The organism is Paenibacillus agricola (genome assembly GCF_011440305.1).
Taxonomy (GTDB): Bacteria; Bacillota; Bacilli; order Paenibacillales; family NBRC-103111; genus Paenibacillus_S; species Paenibacillus_S agricola.
This window is the reverse complement of the sequence record NZ_JAAOIW010000007.1, coordinates 213,293-230,344: the sequence shown is the minus strand read 5'-3', so window position 1 is coordinate 230,344 and position 17,052 is coordinate 213,293. Positions and strand designations below refer to the sequence as shown.

The 17,052-nt window shown below is 48.2% G+C and carries 14 protein-coding genes; 9 read left to right on the top strand and 5 right to left on the bottom strand.

Going from position 1 to position 17,052, the window contains the following annotated elements; all coding sequences use genetic code 11:
• Nucleotides 1–131: 131 nt before the first annotated feature.
• A complete protein-coding gene (gene murC / locus G9U52_RS20130) occupies nt 132–1,424 on the bottom strand; it encodes a UDP-N-acetylmuramate--L-alanine ligase (protein ID WP_166152426.1) in 1,293 nt (430 codons plus the stop codon).
• Between the two features lie 130 nt (nt 1,425–1,554).
• Here murC and G9U52_RS20125 point away from each other — a divergent pair, with 130 nt between their 5' ends.
• From G9U52_RS20125 to G9U52_RS20085, 9 genes are all read left to right on the top strand, one after another.
• Nucleotides 1,555–1,914, top strand: coding sequence for an MGMT family protein (locus G9U52_RS20125; protein WP_166152425.1), 360 nt, complete (start codon nt 1,555–1,557; stop codon nt 1,912–1,914).
• A gap of 152 nt (nt 1,915–2,066) precedes the next feature.
• Nucleotides 2,067–3,905 (top strand): cache domain-containing sensor histidine kinase, encoded by a 1,839-nt coding sequence (locus tag G9U52_RS20120; protein ID WP_166152424.1) that lies wholly within the window; start codon nt 2,067–2,069, stop codon nt 3,903–3,905.
• On the top strand, nt 3,883–5,415 hold the full coding sequence (locus G9U52_RS20115; RefSeq protein WP_166152423.1) for a response regulator transcription factor: 1,533 nt from the start codon (nt 3,883–3,885) through the stop codon (nt 5,413–5,415). Before G9U52_RS20120 ends, G9U52_RS20115 begins: the two co-directional genes overlap by 23 nt.
• A 109-nt stretch (nt 5,416–5,524) precedes the next feature.
• On the top strand, nt 5,525–6,433 hold the full coding sequence (locus G9U52_RS20110; protein ID WP_166152422.1) for an ABC transporter permease: 909 nt from the start codon (nt 5,525–5,527) through the stop codon (nt 6,431–6,433).
• A 13-nt stretch (nt 6,434–6,446) separates the two neighbouring features.
• Nucleotides 6,447–7,316, top strand: coding sequence for a carbohydrate ABC transporter permease (locus G9U52_RS20105; protein WP_166152421.1), 870 nt, complete (start codon nt 6,447–6,449; stop codon nt 7,314–7,316).
• 25 nt (nt 7,317–7,341) lie between these two features.
• The gene (locus G9U52_RS20100; RefSeq protein ID WP_166152420.1) at nt 7,342–9,003 is read left to right on the top strand and encodes an extracellular solute-binding protein; all 1,662 of its coding nucleotides are present in this window, start codon (nt 7,342–7,344) and stop codon (nt 9,001–9,003) included.
• A 44-nt stretch (nt 9,004–9,047) separates the two neighbouring features.
• Nucleotides 9,048–9,968, top strand: a complete 921-nt coding sequence (locus G9U52_RS20095) for an ABC transporter permease (RefSeq protein WP_243767458.1) — start codon at nt 9,048–9,050, stop codon at nt 9,966–9,968.
• A 15-nt stretch (nt 9,969–9,983) separates the two neighbouring features.
• Nucleotides 9,984–10,856 (top strand): carbohydrate ABC transporter permease, encoded by an 873-nt coding sequence (locus G9U52_RS40120; protein WP_207953089.1) that lies wholly within the window; start codon nt 9,984–9,986, stop codon nt 10,854–10,856.
• Nucleotides 10,857–10,924: 68 nt separating this feature from the next.
• A complete protein-coding gene (locus G9U52_RS20085; RefSeq protein ID WP_207953088.1) occupies nt 10,925–12,541 on the top strand; it encodes an extracellular solute-binding protein in 1,617 nt (538 codons plus the stop codon).
• Between the two features lie 133 nt (nt 12,542–12,674).
• Here the strand turns inward: G9U52_RS20085 and G9U52_RS20080 are convergent, their stop codons facing one another.
• The 4 genes from G9U52_RS20080 to dcm form a co-directional block, all read right to left on the bottom strand.
• Complete coding sequence (locus G9U52_RS20080; protein WP_166152417.1) at nt 12,675–13,364, bottom strand: class I SAM-dependent methyltransferase; 690 nt, start codon at nt 13,362–13,364, stop codon at nt 12,675–12,677.
• Between the two features lie 154 nt (nt 13,365–13,518).
• A complete protein-coding gene (locus tag G9U52_RS20075) occupies nt 13,519–14,286 on the bottom strand; it encodes a hypothetical protein (protein ID WP_166152416.1) in 768 nt (255 codons plus the stop codon).
• A 251-nt stretch (nt 14,287–14,537) separates the two neighbouring features.
• Entirely contained in the window at nt 14,538–15,263 is a 726-nt protein-coding gene (locus G9U52_RS20070; RefSeq protein ID WP_166152415.1) for a DsbA family oxidoreductase, read from the bottom strand.
• A gap of 250 nt (nt 15,264–15,513) precedes the next feature.
• Nucleotides 15,514–16,845: a DNA (cytosine-5-)-methyltransferase gene (gene dcm, locus G9U52_RS20065; RefSeq protein WP_311764900.1), complete on the bottom strand. Its 1,332-nt coding sequence runs from the start codon at nt 16,843–16,845 to the stop codon at nt 15,514–15,516.
• Nucleotides 16,846–17,052: the final 207 nt, after the last annotated feature.

Genomic DNA, 17,052 nt, shown 5'->3' with positions numbered 1-17,052 from the left:
CATACAACCCAACCTATTGAGATAAGCAAATAAGACCGGTAATCCTCCAAGGATTTCCGGTCTTACCTGTTTATATTGCCTATGAGCCAGATAGACTTATTCTACGGCAACTTGGCTTGTCATGCTGGGAGCTAAGCCTCAAACAAACGGGCTTGGTATTTCTGGATATCGCCTGCACCCATAAATACAAGGATGGCGTCTTGGTAGGCAGCCAAATCGGCGGCAACGTCCTCAGACAGGAGGCGCGCATTCGGAATCCGTGCTTGCAGATGCTCGATGGCAATAGCGCCATTATTTTCTCGCGCGGAGCCGAATATCGGGCATAGGAATACATCATCGGCTTCTTGTAGCGTGAGGGCAAAGTCCTCCAACAGCTTTTCCAATCGGCTATAGGTATGGGGTTGAAAGACAGCAACAACCTTGTTGCCCGGGTATTTGCTCCTTACGGCTTCAAGGGTAGCCTTGATCTCTGAAGGATGGTGCGCATAATCATCAATCACGATATTGGAGTGCCATGGCTTTTCGGTGAATCTCCGTTTTACTCCAGGGAATGTGGCCATCTGCGCTCGGATCAGCTCCATATCGAGGTCTAATACCAACGCGACTCCGATCACAGCTAAACTGTTTAATACATTGTGCTTGCCAAAGGAAGGGATCGTGAAACGATCAATCCAAGTGCCCTTGTAATGGACATCAAAGGCTACACAGTTATTTTCCACTTTAAGCTCGGAGGCGACCAGCTCATTATCCGGCTCGAAGCCGTAGCGCAGCATCGGCGTCTCCGTTTGCAGCAGGCGGATTTGCGGGTCATCGCCACATACTACCAATTGCTTGCCAGTCAGGGCGGCCATTTCCTCAAAGGCATGCCTAACATCATCCAGATCAGCGAAATAATCAGGATGGTCAAAATCAATATTCGTAATCACCGCTATATCCGGTTTATAGGCAAGGAAGTGGCGCTTGTACTCGCAGCTTTCAAAGATGAACAGGCGTGCATCGGGATGCCCGTTGCCGGTTCCGTCTCCGATCAGGCTACAGGTAGGTTCGACGGCTTGAAGCGCGTGGACCATCATGCCGGTCGTTGTCGTTTTGCCATGTGCCCCTGTAATTGCAATACTGGTATAACCACGCATCCAATCCCCGAGAAAATGATGGTAGCGTTTGACAGGCAGGCCTAATTCCTTGCACTTCACAATGGAAGGATGCTCATCACTGTAAGCGTTAGAGGCAATGACCTCCATCGGCTGGGATAAAGGGGCTTCCCCGAACGTATATAAAGGAATGCTGCGCGAGTCCAAGGGTGCTTGGGTGAACAAATAAGGCGCGATGTCCTCCCCTTGGACGCTATTTCCCAAGTCGTATACAATTTGTGCCAACGCACTCATCCCACTGCCTTTAATTCCAATAAAATGATAACGATCCATAGTAACCTCCAAAAGAAGCAATTACGTTATATAATGACCGTATGTCATTATTGCTTCTGTCTATATAACCATTATACAATATTTTATACATCGATATACATGCAAGGCTTGAGGAAGCGGGGAGAGCACGATGAAACCTTATACTTTAAGGGTCATTACGATTATTAAGAGCATACCGGCAGGTTCTGTAATGACGTATGGACAAGTGGCAGCGGTTGCTGGAAGCCCCAGAGGGGCGAGGCAGGTGGTACGGATTTTGCATGCGTTAAGCGGCATCCATAAGCTTCCTTGGCATAGGGTGGTCAACGCCAAAGGGGAAATTGCGATCAAGGATGAGGAATCGCGCTCTTTGCAGATGCTCCATTTGCAAGGCGAGGGTGTGGTCTTGAATGCAGAGGGGCGAATTGACTTGGCCACATACCGATATATTCCTATGGATATAGATGACGATATGGATATGAATAGGGACGAGGATGAGGATATTCTATAGCGGGACGTAGACCTGTGACGATGATCCAAAAATCTGTAACTATTATCTAAAAATTATAGCTATTCGCCCATAATTTATAGATGTTTAAAGCCGGCAAATGGACTACACTGGCTATGGGGACCTTGTAGAAGTCTTCAGGAGGAATATAAATAATGAGGCATCGGCATGTTCTCCAATACATCAATCAACATTTCAAAGTGAAATTAATTTTGGTGCTGTCCGTCATTATTATTGCCTGCTCCTTGGTTACCGGATATGCTTCCTATAGAATTTATTTGAATCTGTTCGAAAGTGAAATCAGCAAGCAATACCTCAATACGAGCAAGCAAACGATTGAGCAGATTGGCTTCAAAATTCAGGATATGTACCGGATCACCGACTTTATTTTTTTTCATCCGCTGATTGAGCAAATCGTTCAAGGCATGCACACGGAGCCAGCGGACGGTGAGAGCAAGGAATACCGCAGATTTATATTAGAGCGGGATTTAGCGGATATTTTATTGCCTGTTAAAAACGAGACCCCGCAAATCCGTGCCTTATATATTGTGGATTTGCAGGGAAATAACCATTATTTTAGCCATAACAGCCCCTCGATGCAGCTCGAATTTCCTGAGTTTTATGAAAAGGTGAAAAGCGGCTTGAAAAACCAATCCGCCGAGCTTGTATGGCAACGATTACAAATCTCCGATTCCTCCGAGCCCTCAGGTGAGAAAAGCCATCTGGTAGCTGCGCGGCTGCTCAAATCGACCAAACAGCAGACGGTATACGGCATGATTATTATGATTATTGATGAATCCTTCCTAGCCAGCCCGCTTGACTCACTGATGGAAGGACGGACGACAGGCGCCTACATATATGACCAATATAACCGGCTTCTTTACAGCCGCGAGCCTGAGGGAGGCGGCGGATTCGTACCGGACGGGGCTCACCAAGAAGGAACCTTCACCCAGCGCAACGACGGCAATGACTATTTATTTGTCAAAAGCACCTATGATCCACGGTCATTCACGCTAGTGAGCGGAATTTCACTTGCCGATATTGAAGCCAAAGGTCGCAGTGTATACCAGGTCGCGTTAATTTCCGGCCTTGTCAGCGTCATCCTTATGGCGGTCAGTGTTTCCTTCTTTAGCGGCAAGCTGCTGCAGCCGCTGCAAGGGCTGGTTGGGGCCATGCAGCAGCTACGCAAAGGGAATTTGCAGGTGGAAATCGCTACAACCTCGAATGATGAATTTGCTTTTCTGGCGGAAAGCTTTAATGCGATGGTTGCCAATATTCAATCCCTCATTCAGGAGGTATATGTCAGCAAGCTGAGTGAGAAGGAGGCGGAGCTGAAGGCGCTCCAGGCCCAGCTCAATCCGCATTTTCTGTATAATGCGCTCAACTCGATTTATTGGAAAATTATGCTGCTTTACGACGACGCCGAGACCGCTTCGCTGGTGACCAGCTTATCGGAGCTGCTGAGATACTCCTTGGCTTCCATATCGACACCAAGCACCTTGCAGGAGGAGCTGGCGCAGATCCGTAATTATATGACGATACAGGAGGCTCGGCATGGCGAGGGCCTGCATGTCAGTATCGAAGCCGAAGCGGAGCTGGCAAAGTGCGGGATGCAAAGGCTACTACTGCAGCCGCTTGTAGAGAACGTGTTTGTGCATGCCTTCCGCGACCAGACGGCCGACAAGCGCTTGTCGATTCGCGCTTTCCGTATGCATGCTGAAATGCATATTGAAATTGAGGATAATGGATGCGGGATGGATGTGGAGGCCATTCACCATATGACCAAGGATCAGTCCGCCTACGACCCGCATCGGGAACGGGAGAGCATCGGCATCCGCAATGTGATCCGGCGTATTTATTTGGTGCACGGAGAGCCCTACAGGCTGGACATCCAGCGTTTGCGGCAGGGTACCCTGATGCGGTTGATTTTGCCATGTGTAGCTTATGAGTCTAAGAAAGGAGGCGGGGAGGGTGAACCAACTGCTTCTGGTTGAGGATGAACCGTTGTTCCGTAAAGGGCTTGCGAAAATGATTGCCGGATCGGGAACGGACTGGAGCGTGTGTGGCGAAGCAGAGAACGGGATGGATGCGGAGGCGATGATTGCGGAGCTGCTGCCGGACCTCGTGATCACGGATATCCGCATGCCGCTAATGAATGGATTAGAGCTGCTACAGCGTGTCAAAGCCAGGTTCCCGGATATTGAGTTTATCGTTATAACGGGTTTCCAGGATTTTCAATACGCGCAAACTGCGCTTCGCTACGGCGCACTTGATCTGCTTATCAAGCCTTGCAGCAAGCAGGATATTAATCGTGCGCTGGATAAGGTGTACGAGCTTGTGCTGGAAAAGCAGGCCAAGCTTAGGAAAGCGGAAACGGAGCATCAGCTGCAGCTGGAAAATACATTAAGAGCGGTATTCCTAAAATTCCCTTACCGTATGGAGCCAGTGGAAGAGCTCGAACGAGACTTGGGTACCAGCAAGCTGATCCTGTTCCGAGTTATGGATTACTACCCTGCCCATAAGCAATATACGAAACGGGATGTGCCATTATTGCAGTTTGCAGTCTTAAATATTATTAGTGAATTGTTAGATATCCACAGGATCGCCGGCAAGCTGCTGCTAATTGAGTATGGGCGGTATGCGTTACTTCTGAAGGATACCGATCAGGAGGAGGCCGTTTGTGCTGCGGTATGCCATACGGTTAACCATCTGCTGGGCTTATGTGTATCCTCGCATGCTGCCGGTTCGGTCAAAGGCCTTGCCCAGCTGGCTGACCTATACGAGGCCGCCGTGGAAGGGACGAAAATAGCGGAGCGCCCAGAGAAGGAGGAAGAGCCGGAGGCCGCTTTTCCGATGAACCGCGCCCGGCAGCAGCTGATCCGTGCCCAGCTGGCTGCTTTTATGATAGCCGGGCAAATGGAGCCGTTAAAGCAATACCTCGGCCAGCTGATCAAGGGAATTCATGGCCTGTCCGTGGAGAACGGCAAAATCGAGGCGTTATCGCTCAGCTTTGCCTTGCAGGATACGGCACGTAAGGAGCTTGAGCGGATAGCGGAGCCGCAAGTATTGACGGCACGTATAGGCGAGCTGCATGGATGTGTCAGCATTGGCGAGGTGCAAGGCTGGATGGCGGCGGAAACGGATCGGTTTTTGGACAATTTTCATACATGGCAGGGCAAATATAGCGAGAATGCGGTATCAAAGGCGGCACGTTATATGGAGGAGCATTATGCTGAGCAGCTTCCTTTGCAGCAGGTGGCCTCACAGGTGCATTTGAATGCTGCGTATTTCAGCCATTTGTTTAAAAAAGAAACCGGTCGCAGCTTTGTTGATTATTTGGTCGAGCTGCGCATGGAGAAAGCGAAGCAGCTGCTCGCCAACACTGATATGAAAATTACTGAGGTATCGGGCAGGATCGGCTATGATTTGCCCAATTACTTTGCCAAGCTGTTCAAGCAGGCCACCGGCCTCACCCCCAAGGATTACCGCAAGCTGCACCAGTAATGATCTAAAGATTGTCTCGTTTTCCCCATAAATCGTAGATGTCGACAGCTGCCAATTCCCTTACAATTAGCTACATAAAGCAAACAAAAAATGCTGGATGGTGTAGGGAATGCGGCTTGTCATTAACAAAAAAAGGCTCCATCACAACCTTCCCCTGCTGCTGATGTTTATTCCAGTCATCCTGTTTTACCTTTCGTTTAAATACCTTCCGATGCTTGGTGTGCTGGTCGCTTTTAAGGATTACAGCCTTGCCGCAGGAATGGTTCGCAGCCCTTGGGTAGGGCTTGCCAATTTCCAAATGCTTTTCGACCAATCGCAAACTTTGAATATCATTCGCAATACATTGGGTTTAAGCGTATTGAGCTTGGTATTCGGGTTTCCAGTCCCCGTTATGCTGGCAATCATGCTGAATGAAATACGAAAGTCGTGGTTTAAAAGGCTCGTGCAGACAGTGATCTACTTGCCCCATTTTCTCTCCTGGGTCGTTGTTGGCGGTCTGGTGTTGACTCTGTTTTCGATAGAGTCCAGCGTGATCAACCGTGGGATCGAACAGCTATTCGGCAAGCCGTACCCGTTCTTGTACAAGCCGGCTTCATGGATCGCTATCTTCATTGCTTCAGGTGTATGGAAGGAGATGGGCTTTAATGCGATCATTTATTTGGCTGCGCTATGTTCGATCGATCCGAGCCTTTATGAGGCCGCAGCAATGGATGGTGCAGGCAAGCTGAGGCAGCTTTGGCATGTCACCTTGCCAGGCATCCAGACCACGATGAGCCTGCTGGCTATTTTGGCTGTTGGCCATGTGATGGATGTTGGGTTTGATCCCGTCTATAACCTCCAAAACGATGGGGTTAACGGCGTATCAGAGGTGATCAGCACCTATGTGTACCGGGCAGGCATCCAGCAGGGGCAATTCAGCTTGACGGCGGCGATGGGGCTGCTCGAGTCGGCAGTAGCTTTGGTATTGGTGCTGGCGGCTAATGGGCTGGCTCGCAAATACGGGCAGGGGCTTTGGTAGGGGGAGTCGGCTGATGAAGCCAACAAGAGGTGAGAAGCTATTTTATGGGTTCACTTATACGCTGCTGACTCTTATCGCGTTAACCTGTCTGCTGCCCTTGATCCATGTCGGTGCACTTTCCTTCAGCGGAGCCCATGCGATTACTTCAGGTGACATCGGGATGTGGCCGGTGGATTTCACTTGGGACACCTACAGGGAAGTGCTCAAGGGCACGAGGATAATCCAATCGTTTTTGAACAGCGTGGTGATCACAGGTGTTGGCGTTGTGCTCAGTATGCTGGCTACGATATTGGCCGCTTATCCGTTGTCCCGGCGCTCTTTTTATGCGCGGCGATTTTTTACACTTGCCATGGTCTTTACGCTGCTGTTCAATGGAGGCATCATTCCCGCCTTCTTGGTTGTGAAGGGCTTTGGGCTGATGGATTCGTACGCGGCAATTTGGCTTCCGGCGTTAGTCAGCACGTACAATATGCTCGTTATGCGTACTTATTTTGAACGTATCCCGCAGGAATTACTGGAAGCGGCCCATATGGACGGCTGCAATGAATGGAGGCTGCTTGGGCAAATTGTGCTGCCGCTCTCCATGCCGGTATTGGCGACGTTGACATTATTTTATGGGGTATCGTATTGGAATTCGTTTATGAATGTACTGCTCTTTATGAACTCAACGGACAGCTATAATATGGCCGTGCTCGTGCAGCAAATGGTACAAAACCAACAGCTGCTAGGTGAGCTTCGTGCTCCCGGGGATAACGTCCAGCTCGTTGCTGAAGGGGTAAAAGCCGCGGCGATCGTGCTGATGATGCTTCCAATGCTGGTAGTTTATCCGTTTGTGCAACGTTTTTTTGTCAGGGGCGTTATGCTGGGTGCTGTGAAGGGGTAGGGGCTAATCAGGAAGGGGGAGGGCAATGTCTGAACGAATGAAAAGGGTGCTGCTATGGGGTACTGCGGCACTCCTCGCTATCGGTGCGGGCTGCTCTGCCCCAACTGACGAGACTGCTGCGGGCGAAGCGCACAATCTGGAGAAGCGGCGACATATTACCGCGACCATCTATGACCGCGGCAATATTCCCTCCAGTGAGGGCACGATTGAAAACAATAAAATATCGCAATGGATCAACGACGCCGGTCCGGTCCAAGTGAAATTCATTGCGGTGCCTCGGGCACAGTCCGAGCAAAGGCTGAATACGTTATTTGCCGGAGGCGGGGCGCCGGATTTGATCCTAGAATATGGACCGCAGGTTAAGAATCCCTTGATTGACCAACAGCAGCTTCGTCCCATTGACGAGATGATCGAGAAGTACAGCACCGTCTATAAGGGGCTTTTACAGAAATATCCGTTGCTTAAGAAAGCAGGGACGGCTCCCGATGGGCGGATGTACCAGTTTGGGCGTATCAACGAAACGATTCCGCAGCGGGGTCTGTTTATCCGTACGGATTGGCTGGCCAAGCTGAATCTGGAAATTCCACAAACCACCGCGGAGCTTTACCAGGTGGCCAAAGCCTTCACCGAGCAGGATCCGGACGGCAACGGCAAAAAGGACACCTACGGCATGGCGATGTCCTACAATTCGGGAGCAATTCTCGACGAAATGTTTGGCGTCACCTATCCGGGCTTTATCGTGTACAATAACGAGCTTATTCACGGCTGGGATCATATAAAAGCGGCTACAGAGTTTAAGAAACAGCTCTATAATGAAGGCCTGGTAGATCGGGATTACTTGAACGATAAAAACGGTTCGAAGGCGAAGCAGGATTTCCTGAAGGGTAAAATTGGCATCTATATGGAGCAATTTAATGTGCCCTTTGTCTTTTACAGCGATTATTATTTGAATTTGAAAAAAAATGTGCCGGGTGCCGAAATTACGGTCATGCCTTATCCGAAAACACCGGTAGGGCAGTTTAACCCGATTCTTGTTAACCCGGTGCAGCTGACAGCGGCGGTGAACGCCGAAGCCAAGGATCTGGAAGCGGTGATGCAGTATGTGGATTTTGCGGCATCCGAGACATTTATGAAGGCCATGTATTATGGCTTCGAAGGCGTGCATAGCAAGACCGAGCCAGGCCAATGCCCGCAGGTGACGAACCTCGATAAATGGAAAACCGAATTTAATTTCGGCGCTGGCGATTTTGCGATGCTGGCTTCCCCGACTTTGGCGGGCACTTGTTATTTTGGCACAGAAAAGCTGGATGCCAAGGATGCGCTCCAGAACCAGGTGAAGGCCATGTTTGAAGCGAACTCGTCCTTTGTCCATCTGGACCTTCCGATCGCGGGTCCGACGCATGCCGAGCAAATGCCCCAGCTGCCGAAGGAGCTCCAGCTGATTCTGACCAACACGACGAAGCAGGTTGGTGTCGGCGAGGGTGATATCTGGGTCAAGTCGATATTGACGCCAAGCTATACCCCCGAGCAAGCCAAACAGGATGCTATCGCAGCCTGGCTGAAAGCGGGCGGCAAGCAGGTGGATGAGTGGTATAAAAGCTACTATGCCAAGGATAAGGACAAAATGATTTTGACCAAGGATATTTATGAAATTTTCAAGGAGCAACGTGCACTCCAGAAAAAATAAGCACAGCGAATTTGAAGGTAGGCGGTGGGAACGGAATGGGAACCATGTCGGCAAAAAATATGAGATTGGCATTAAGATATGTAAATAAGAAAAAATATTTATATATATTGTTAATTCCGTGCGTGGTTTACTTTTTGGTTTTTAATTATTTCCCCATGTATGGCGTTATTATCGCTTTTAAGGATTTCAATTTTTCCAAAGGGATTCTTGGGAGTCCGTGGATTGGGCTGGATAATTTCCGGTATATGTTCGGGCTCAGTGATTTTTATACGGTATTCTGGAACTCGCTTTACCTTAGCATGCTCAGGCTCATTTTCGGGTTCCCCTTTCCGATTCTGCTGGCCATCCTGCTGAACGAAATGCGCAACCGTACCTACCAACGGATAACGCAAACCATCATCTATCTCCCCCATTTTATATCATGGGTCGTCATTGGGGGGATTTTGGTCAATTTTCTCTCACCCTCCTGGGGAATTGTAAATATTTTCCTTAAACAGATTGGCTATGAGCCGATTTTCTTCTTGGCTGACAATAACTATTTTCGACCATTGGTCATTATTAGCAGCATATGGAAGGAATCGGGCTGGGAAAGCATCCTATACCTGGCCGCTATGATGGGGATTAATACCGAATTATACGAGGCTGCGAGCATCGATGGCGCGAATCGCTTTCAGAAAATGCGCTATATCACGATGCCCGGAATCAAATCGACGATTGTTATTTTGCTGATCCTCAGGCTGGGGCAAATTATGGGCAACGGCTTCGAGCAAGTTTTCGTGCTGCAGAACCCTTTGAATCTAGGCGTTTCTGAGGTTTTTGAAACTTATGTATATCGCGTAGGTTTAATTGGCGGCCGCTTTTCATTCGGAACAACAGTTGGGCTGTTTACCTCCGTAATCGGATTGATTTTCCTGCTGGCAAGCAACCAGATTGCCAAATGGCTGAAAGAGGATGGCATATGGTAAAAGGAGGTCGTTGTAGTGAGTATCCAATCATTTGGTGATAAGGTTTTTGACCTGTTGAATTACATCATTGTCACCTTGTTCGCTTTGGCTTGTTTATTCCCGTTTTTTTATGTAGCCTCCTTTTCGGTGACCCCCTATTCGGAATATTTGCAAAATCCGTTAAAGCTGATCCCTAACGAAATTGAGCTGGGCGCCTATAAGCAGATTCTGCAAATGCCACTGATGTGGACCGGCTATAAAAATACGATTATTATCACCGTCGTTGGAGTCGCTTTAAACATATTTTTACTGATTATTTCCGCCTACCCGCTTTCCAAAAAGGATTTAAAGGGCAGGAATTTAATCATGGTGTTAATCACCTTTACCATGTTTTTCAATGGAGGCTTAATCCCTAATTTCTACCTGATAAAAACACTGGATATTTATAACACGCTCTGGAGTATGATTTTGCCGGGGGCATTGGGTGCGTATAACCTGATCCTGATGAAAAACTTTATTAGCGCTATACCCGAAAGCTTGGAAGAATCAGCCGTGATCGATGGTGCAAATGAAATCAGGGTGCTGTTTAGTATTATTGTTCCCCTATCCAAGCCAGCGATAGCCACCTTTGTTATTTTTCATGCGGTGACCCAATGGAACACCTTCTTCTCGGCGATTATTTATACGTCCAAAAGAAGCCTTTGGCCACTGATGCTCATATTGCGGGAGATGGTCGTCGAAGATGGAGGCATTGCCAAGGATGCAATGGATATGAATAATACAGGAGTCACGGTCTTTACGATCAAAATGGCGATTATTATTTTTGCCACGCTCCCGATTTTGCTGATCTATCCTTTTATGCAGAAATATTTTATGAAGGGCGTATTGGTGGGCTCGATCAAGGGATAGCCGTTTGTTTAAAACCGATTAAGATCTGCGGCCTGCTGCAGTTTTAATAATGTTGAAATTCAAAGGAGATGTTGGTATTGAAAGGGTCTGTCAAAGGTCTTGTCAGTTCTTCCGTTAGTATTTTATTGCTTTCCTCCCTAGTTGCGGCCTGCAGTTCAAATTCAGGTCCCCAAGGCAATGGGGCCACAAGCGCCACACCAAGCACGACACCAAGCACTATCACAGCAACACCAGCTCCCGCCAAAACAGCAGCACCCGCAGCGATCAAAATATTTAACAGGGTCAATGCCACGGTTGTTGTCGAGAAAAATCCGGTAATCGCAGAAGCTGAAAAGCTGGCCAACGTCAAATTGGAGGTGGAAGCCCCCCCGATTAATAATTATGTAGATAAGCTGCAGGTGCTTATGGCCTCAGGGGATTTACCAGACCTCATCTATAATTGGGGTGGCGCAGATGCCAATATGGAGAAATGGGCGCAGAACGGCCTTCTTGTATCTCTGGATGACAAGATTAAAAATTACCCCAATTTGACCAAAAACATAACGAAAGAAATGTGGGATGCGGTCAAGTCCGTTAACGATGGAAAGACCTATATCATTCCAAGAACGAATATCGTCAATCACTGGGGATATAAGGTCAACCAGCAATGGCTCGATAAGCTTAAGCTGAAGGCTCCTACTACCTTGGACGAATTTACCAACGTCTGTAAAGCTTTTACCAATAATGATCCTGATGGCAATGGGAAGCCGGATACGTATTGTGTAAGCTTTTCCAATCCGACGTTGGGCGCTAATACGATTTGGAATGCCTCTAATTTTCTGACCTCGGCCTTTAGCCTCCCCGTCGTTAATGGAGCTAAGGATACAGACGGTGCTTATAAAATAAGGGAAAAAATGTCGGGCTATATTCCTTACCTGACCTACTTGAAGCAGTTAAATGATGAGAAATTAATTGATCCTGAGTTCCTAATTAACAAAATCTATGTGGACCAGGAAAAGCAGAACCAGAATCGTATCGGGATCATTTATGCCCATCAGTATTCGGTTATGGCCAACCTGTCCAATGATAAAGATTCGGATAAAAAGTACACGTATCAGCCTGTTCTAAAGGATAGCAAGGGTGTTGCATCAGACTGGGTTACGCCAGCGATGTGGGGTGGCTGGATGATCGCCAAAAACTCCAAAAATATCGATGCTGTGTTGAAATTTCTCGATTGGGGCAATACCACTGAGGCCAATACGTTGTTCCAAGTTGGCTTGAAAGGGCTAACTTATGAAAGCTATGACCCGGCTACCAAGAATATAACCAGAACGGCAGACCAAACGACCAAGCTTGCTTCGGTCACAAGCACTTACATGACGCTCGCTAACGCTATAGATGGGAACGGTGCCATTATCGAAGGTGCCGATTCGCTGGAAAGGCTTAACATTTATAAAACGCAAGCAGATGCTGCTTTAAAGCAGATGACTGTTATTAACGTTCCTGCTGTTCGGTCACCGAAAATATTAAACCTGAATAGCTCCATCCCCGACCTTGTCAAGAAAAAGGACGACCAAGAACTCAAGTACATCACGGGTAATATTACGCTGCAGCAGTTCAAGGATTTCCTGGAGAAGGAATGGAATCCAGCGACAGCCGATGCTGAAAAGGAATACGTGGAGTACATGAACAAGGTAGCTAAATAAAAGGGGAAGATGTGGCTCAAGACCAGCTGATTTTGAAGAGAGTCAAGTAATTCTCGGTTCAAAGCCCCCTTCCCATGGAGAAGGGGGCTTTGTTTATGAATCCCATCTTTCGTTAGGGATGTGCAGTATGACATTATTCCGTATGCAGCCACCAGACCCCCGCACATTCCGGCAAACGCACAAGGTTCTGCTGTACGACCCTGTCAGCCAAGGTATCGTCGAAGAAAAACCGGGTTAAGCTTTCTGCTTGCTCGATATGATCGAATTGGTAATCCGTCCTTAGCCAGGTATGGGAGAAGCCGTATCGCTGAGCGAGCTCCGCATAATAGCTGGTTAAAAAATCAGGAGGTGTCGGTGTCTCGAAGCCCGTCCCCATCGTTTCAAAGATAATGATCGTCCCCTTGAACCGCAGCACCCGCTTGATTTCGTTTATAACCTGCTCTAGGTTAAGCTGCCAATCAGGCACGTTCCTACTGGCTACATAGCAAATGCTCCAGCCGGCTACGATCAAGTCAGCACTGTGGTCTGGCAGCGGAAGCTTGCGCAGATCGGCGACCTGGGTGCGTACATTCGTAAGCCCTGCCTCCTTTAACCTGTCGGCTATAAGGCGTAGCATCGCCTCGGAAGCATCCAGGGCGATGACCGATTGCGCCTGTGCGGCGAGCTCCACCGTGAGCCTGCCGGTGCCGGCACCCAGGTCAACGATATCCAATCCGTGGATCGGTCGAATGGCTTCAATGTGCGGGAGTAAATCCGCTTGCTTGGAAATTAAACGGTGGTAGGTTTCTGCTTGCTGCATGTAAATGTAGTCATGATCGGGCATGGTAATAACCTCCTTAAGATACTTGCAAACCTATCGTAAACGTTGACGCAAGGTGAAGGTCAAGGCTAATTTGCGATCTATGCTTATGCATGGGGCCTGCACGTCGGAGGGAACCCCAATTTTAAGTGTTGCGGAAATGTGTATCCGTTCTTAATTAGCTTGAACGCTGATAAGGGGGCTCCGTGCCCTCGCTCCCTTTTGCCCCCATCGTACCTCGGGTGACCTCATAAATCATTCGGTGTTCTCCAACTTCTTCTCCTTTGCGCCAACTCTCAATGAAATAAACGAGATATTGTTCCTTTACGCCCGTTTCCACTACCGCCGTTTCTCTCTCCACCTCATAACCTTCGATCTGTCGTTTCGTTATTCCTACTCGTTTTGGGAACCAATCGATCGTGGAGCCGCTGCCCGAGGTGGCGAAGCTTACTGCATCATTAGGCGTGAACGGTGGTTTGGGCGGGGCAGACAAATACAAGGCACTCACAATAACCCCAAATAAGAGAAGAGGTGCAGTGATCAGAGTGACATATTTTCTCCACCTGAAGAGGGGTAAGGTTTGGGGGATCATCATATCGATACTGAAAAAAAGTACCGCTGCTGCACCACCCATAATGCTGAATAACGAAGATTGAAATATCAAACCGAAGGAGAACCCCAAGATGACATGAATGCAACCAGATACTGCCCATTCCATGAAGCCAGCGAGCTTGAGCTTTTTAGCTGCCAGCTCCACGAGTGATGAAACGAGAATGCCGTACACAAAGATACTAGGTACTGCGTATAGTGCAATGATAAAGGCCCATGACGTATAGGTTCCAACTACACGCCAAGTTGCTCCTCCCACGTTTAAAGAAGGGAAGGAGACCCAAAGTACCACTATCCACGAAGTGAAATAAGCAGCTAACATTTTTCTAGCGACCATCTTACAGCCCCTTCTGTATTGGGTTTATTTATATGATTACCCATTTATTAGAAAAAATAAAAGCCAACCCAGTTTGCCGCAGCGCGGCCTGAATTGGCTTTTATGAAGGGTCATTGCTTGCTGGGAGCAAGGCGAGGCGAGACCCACCCACTTGGTTATTGTATGCTAGCGTAAGGCAACACCCGCCTGCGTGGTCATCTCTTGCTATACCCAGGATGCAAGCACCCAAGCACCGAACACCCACTTGATTATTATGGCTTGCTAGGGGCAGGAGCGCAAACGCCATCTACGCAAGCTGCACCGTCTTCAGTATTGTTTGGCTCGTTAAGGAGGGTCAGCGGATGGTCTTCAGCCCATGCTTTCTGCATCGCCTCAAGGAATACTTCGCTCGCTTGCGCACCAGAGATCGCATATTTACGGTTGATCACGAAGAAAGGGACACCACGAATGCCAAGTGTATTTGCTTCTTGCTCGTCGCTGCGCACTTCGGCTGTGAATTCGTCGCCAGTAAGCACTTGGGCAACCGCCGCCTCGTCGAGGCCGACTTCTACAGCCAAGGCGGTTAATACGTCATGGTCGCCCACATGCTTCGAATCGGTGAAATAGGCCTTGAGCAAACGCTCTGTCATTTCTTTCATAAGCCCATGCTTGGCAGCGAAATGCGACAAACGGTGTGCATCAAAAGTGTTGGTCAGAATAAGGCTGTCGAAGTGAAACGTGAGGCCTACGGACTCTGCTTGGGTGACCAGGCCTTGGTTCATTTCCCTCGCTTTTTCGGGGCTCATATTGTACTTGGCTGCCAGCATTTCGTGCACATTCTGGTTTACATCGCGTGCAGCGCTGGGGTCGAGCTCAAAGCTGCGGTAGATGACAGTTACACCATCACGGTTCGGGAACTGCTCAAGCGCCGCCTCAAAGCGGCGTTTGCCAATATAGCAAAAGGGACAAGCAAAATCGGACCATATTTCAATATTCATTAATTGGGCCTCCCTAGGGTTACTAGCTATTTTTATGATATACCAACCGCAAATAGGATGCAAAATTGTTTATCGCCTGCAGGCAGTCTATCCATACATCAGCTTAGAGGGAATTCCCCCTGCTTTTTGAGCCTGAACAAGGATATAAATGAGTATAACTGGAAAAAATCCAGCTATATTCTCTCCTTTTCAAGACTTGAACGAAAAGGGCTTGAATCAACTGGAGCTTTTCCAGTTAACAGAGTCGCTACTACAAAGGCTTATTTTTCGCGATTTTGGATAAGGAATAGGCAATAGCGAGCCCGACAGCCTCCGCCATATTGACAGGTACGGCATTGCCGATTTGCTTGTAGGCATTATTCAGGGAGCAATCGAAGCTCCAATCGTCAGGGAAGCTCTGGATTCTGGCATATTCGCGCAAGGTAAAAGGCCGGGTTTCATCGGGATGGCAGCGTTCCGTCTGCTTTTGGGCGGGGGAGCAGGTTAAGGTCAACGAAGGCTCGTCCCAGGACAAACGGCGCGCCATCCCTGTGCGCCCACCACCTGAAAAGTAGCTTTTGCCCATATAGCTTTTGGCCACAGGCTCCGGCAGGTCTCGCCAGTAGCCGCCTGCGGGCACTAAATCCAGCACCCTCCGTTTGGCTTCGGGATATTGGACACCTAGAGAGGCAGGCACATCCTGCAGCACGTCCCTGAGGTTTAATTGATAACCAAAGGGCTTCGGAAATTTGATTTCCGTATAGGGGGCGAGCTCCTTGCGGACACCGATAATTACGATGCGCTCCCTTTTTTGGGCAACACCATAATCCAGCGACCGAAGCAGCTTCCACTTGACCTCATAACCAATCTCCGCAAAAACACCCAGCATCGTCTGTAACGTTTTTCCGCCATCGTGGTTAATCAGCCCGCGTACATTTTCGGCAAGAAACATTTTTGGCTTCAATTCTTTAAGAATTTTGGCGTAATAATAAAACATCGTGCCGCTAATATCATCCAAGCCCATTTTTTTTCCCGCATAGCTGAAGGCTTGGCAGGGATAACCACCGGATAAAAGGTCGATTTCATCCACCGCAGGAATATAGCTTCGTATGCCTTCCTCGGACACCTTAATAATATCGTCTTCAATAACGTTCCAATGAGGGCGATTGGCCCTTAAGGTTTGGCAAGCATATTTATCAAACTCAACCAAGCCTAATGATTTAAATCCGGATTTCTCAAGACCTAAGGCGAGGCCACCTGCGCCCGCAAATAATTCCATTACGTTATAGGCATGTGCCGATTTATTGCCTCTAACCTCTATGTAATCGTTGGCGTCATCTAAAGCCTCATTAGCAGGCTCCTCGGGATCAACCGTAATATTCATAAAATTCATTTCCAGCTGTTCTTTATTGAGGATTTCATCAAGAGGAATATCGAGAATTTCGCATAGCTTGCGGGCACTCGATTTGATCGGGTCAAATTTAGGTGACAATAACATCGATATTTGGTTTTTGCTCATATCCATTTTTTGCGCGAGCTCTTTTTGGCTGGTGATTCCAGCCTTTTGCATATACAGCCTTACTTTATCCTTGCTAAAAGACACCTAAAAACCCTCCTCAAAGTTAACGTATTTATTTAACTTTCTTAAGGTTATTATAATGGATGCCGACTGAGCACGTCAAAGCTTAATTGGGTGAGATCCAGGTCACGGTTAATAGGGCCAAGGTAAAAAGGTTCGGGTGCTAAAAATAACCTTGCCGCTCATTGTTCAAGAAATAAGCAGCAAGGCTATTTATGGTTATTATCAAGA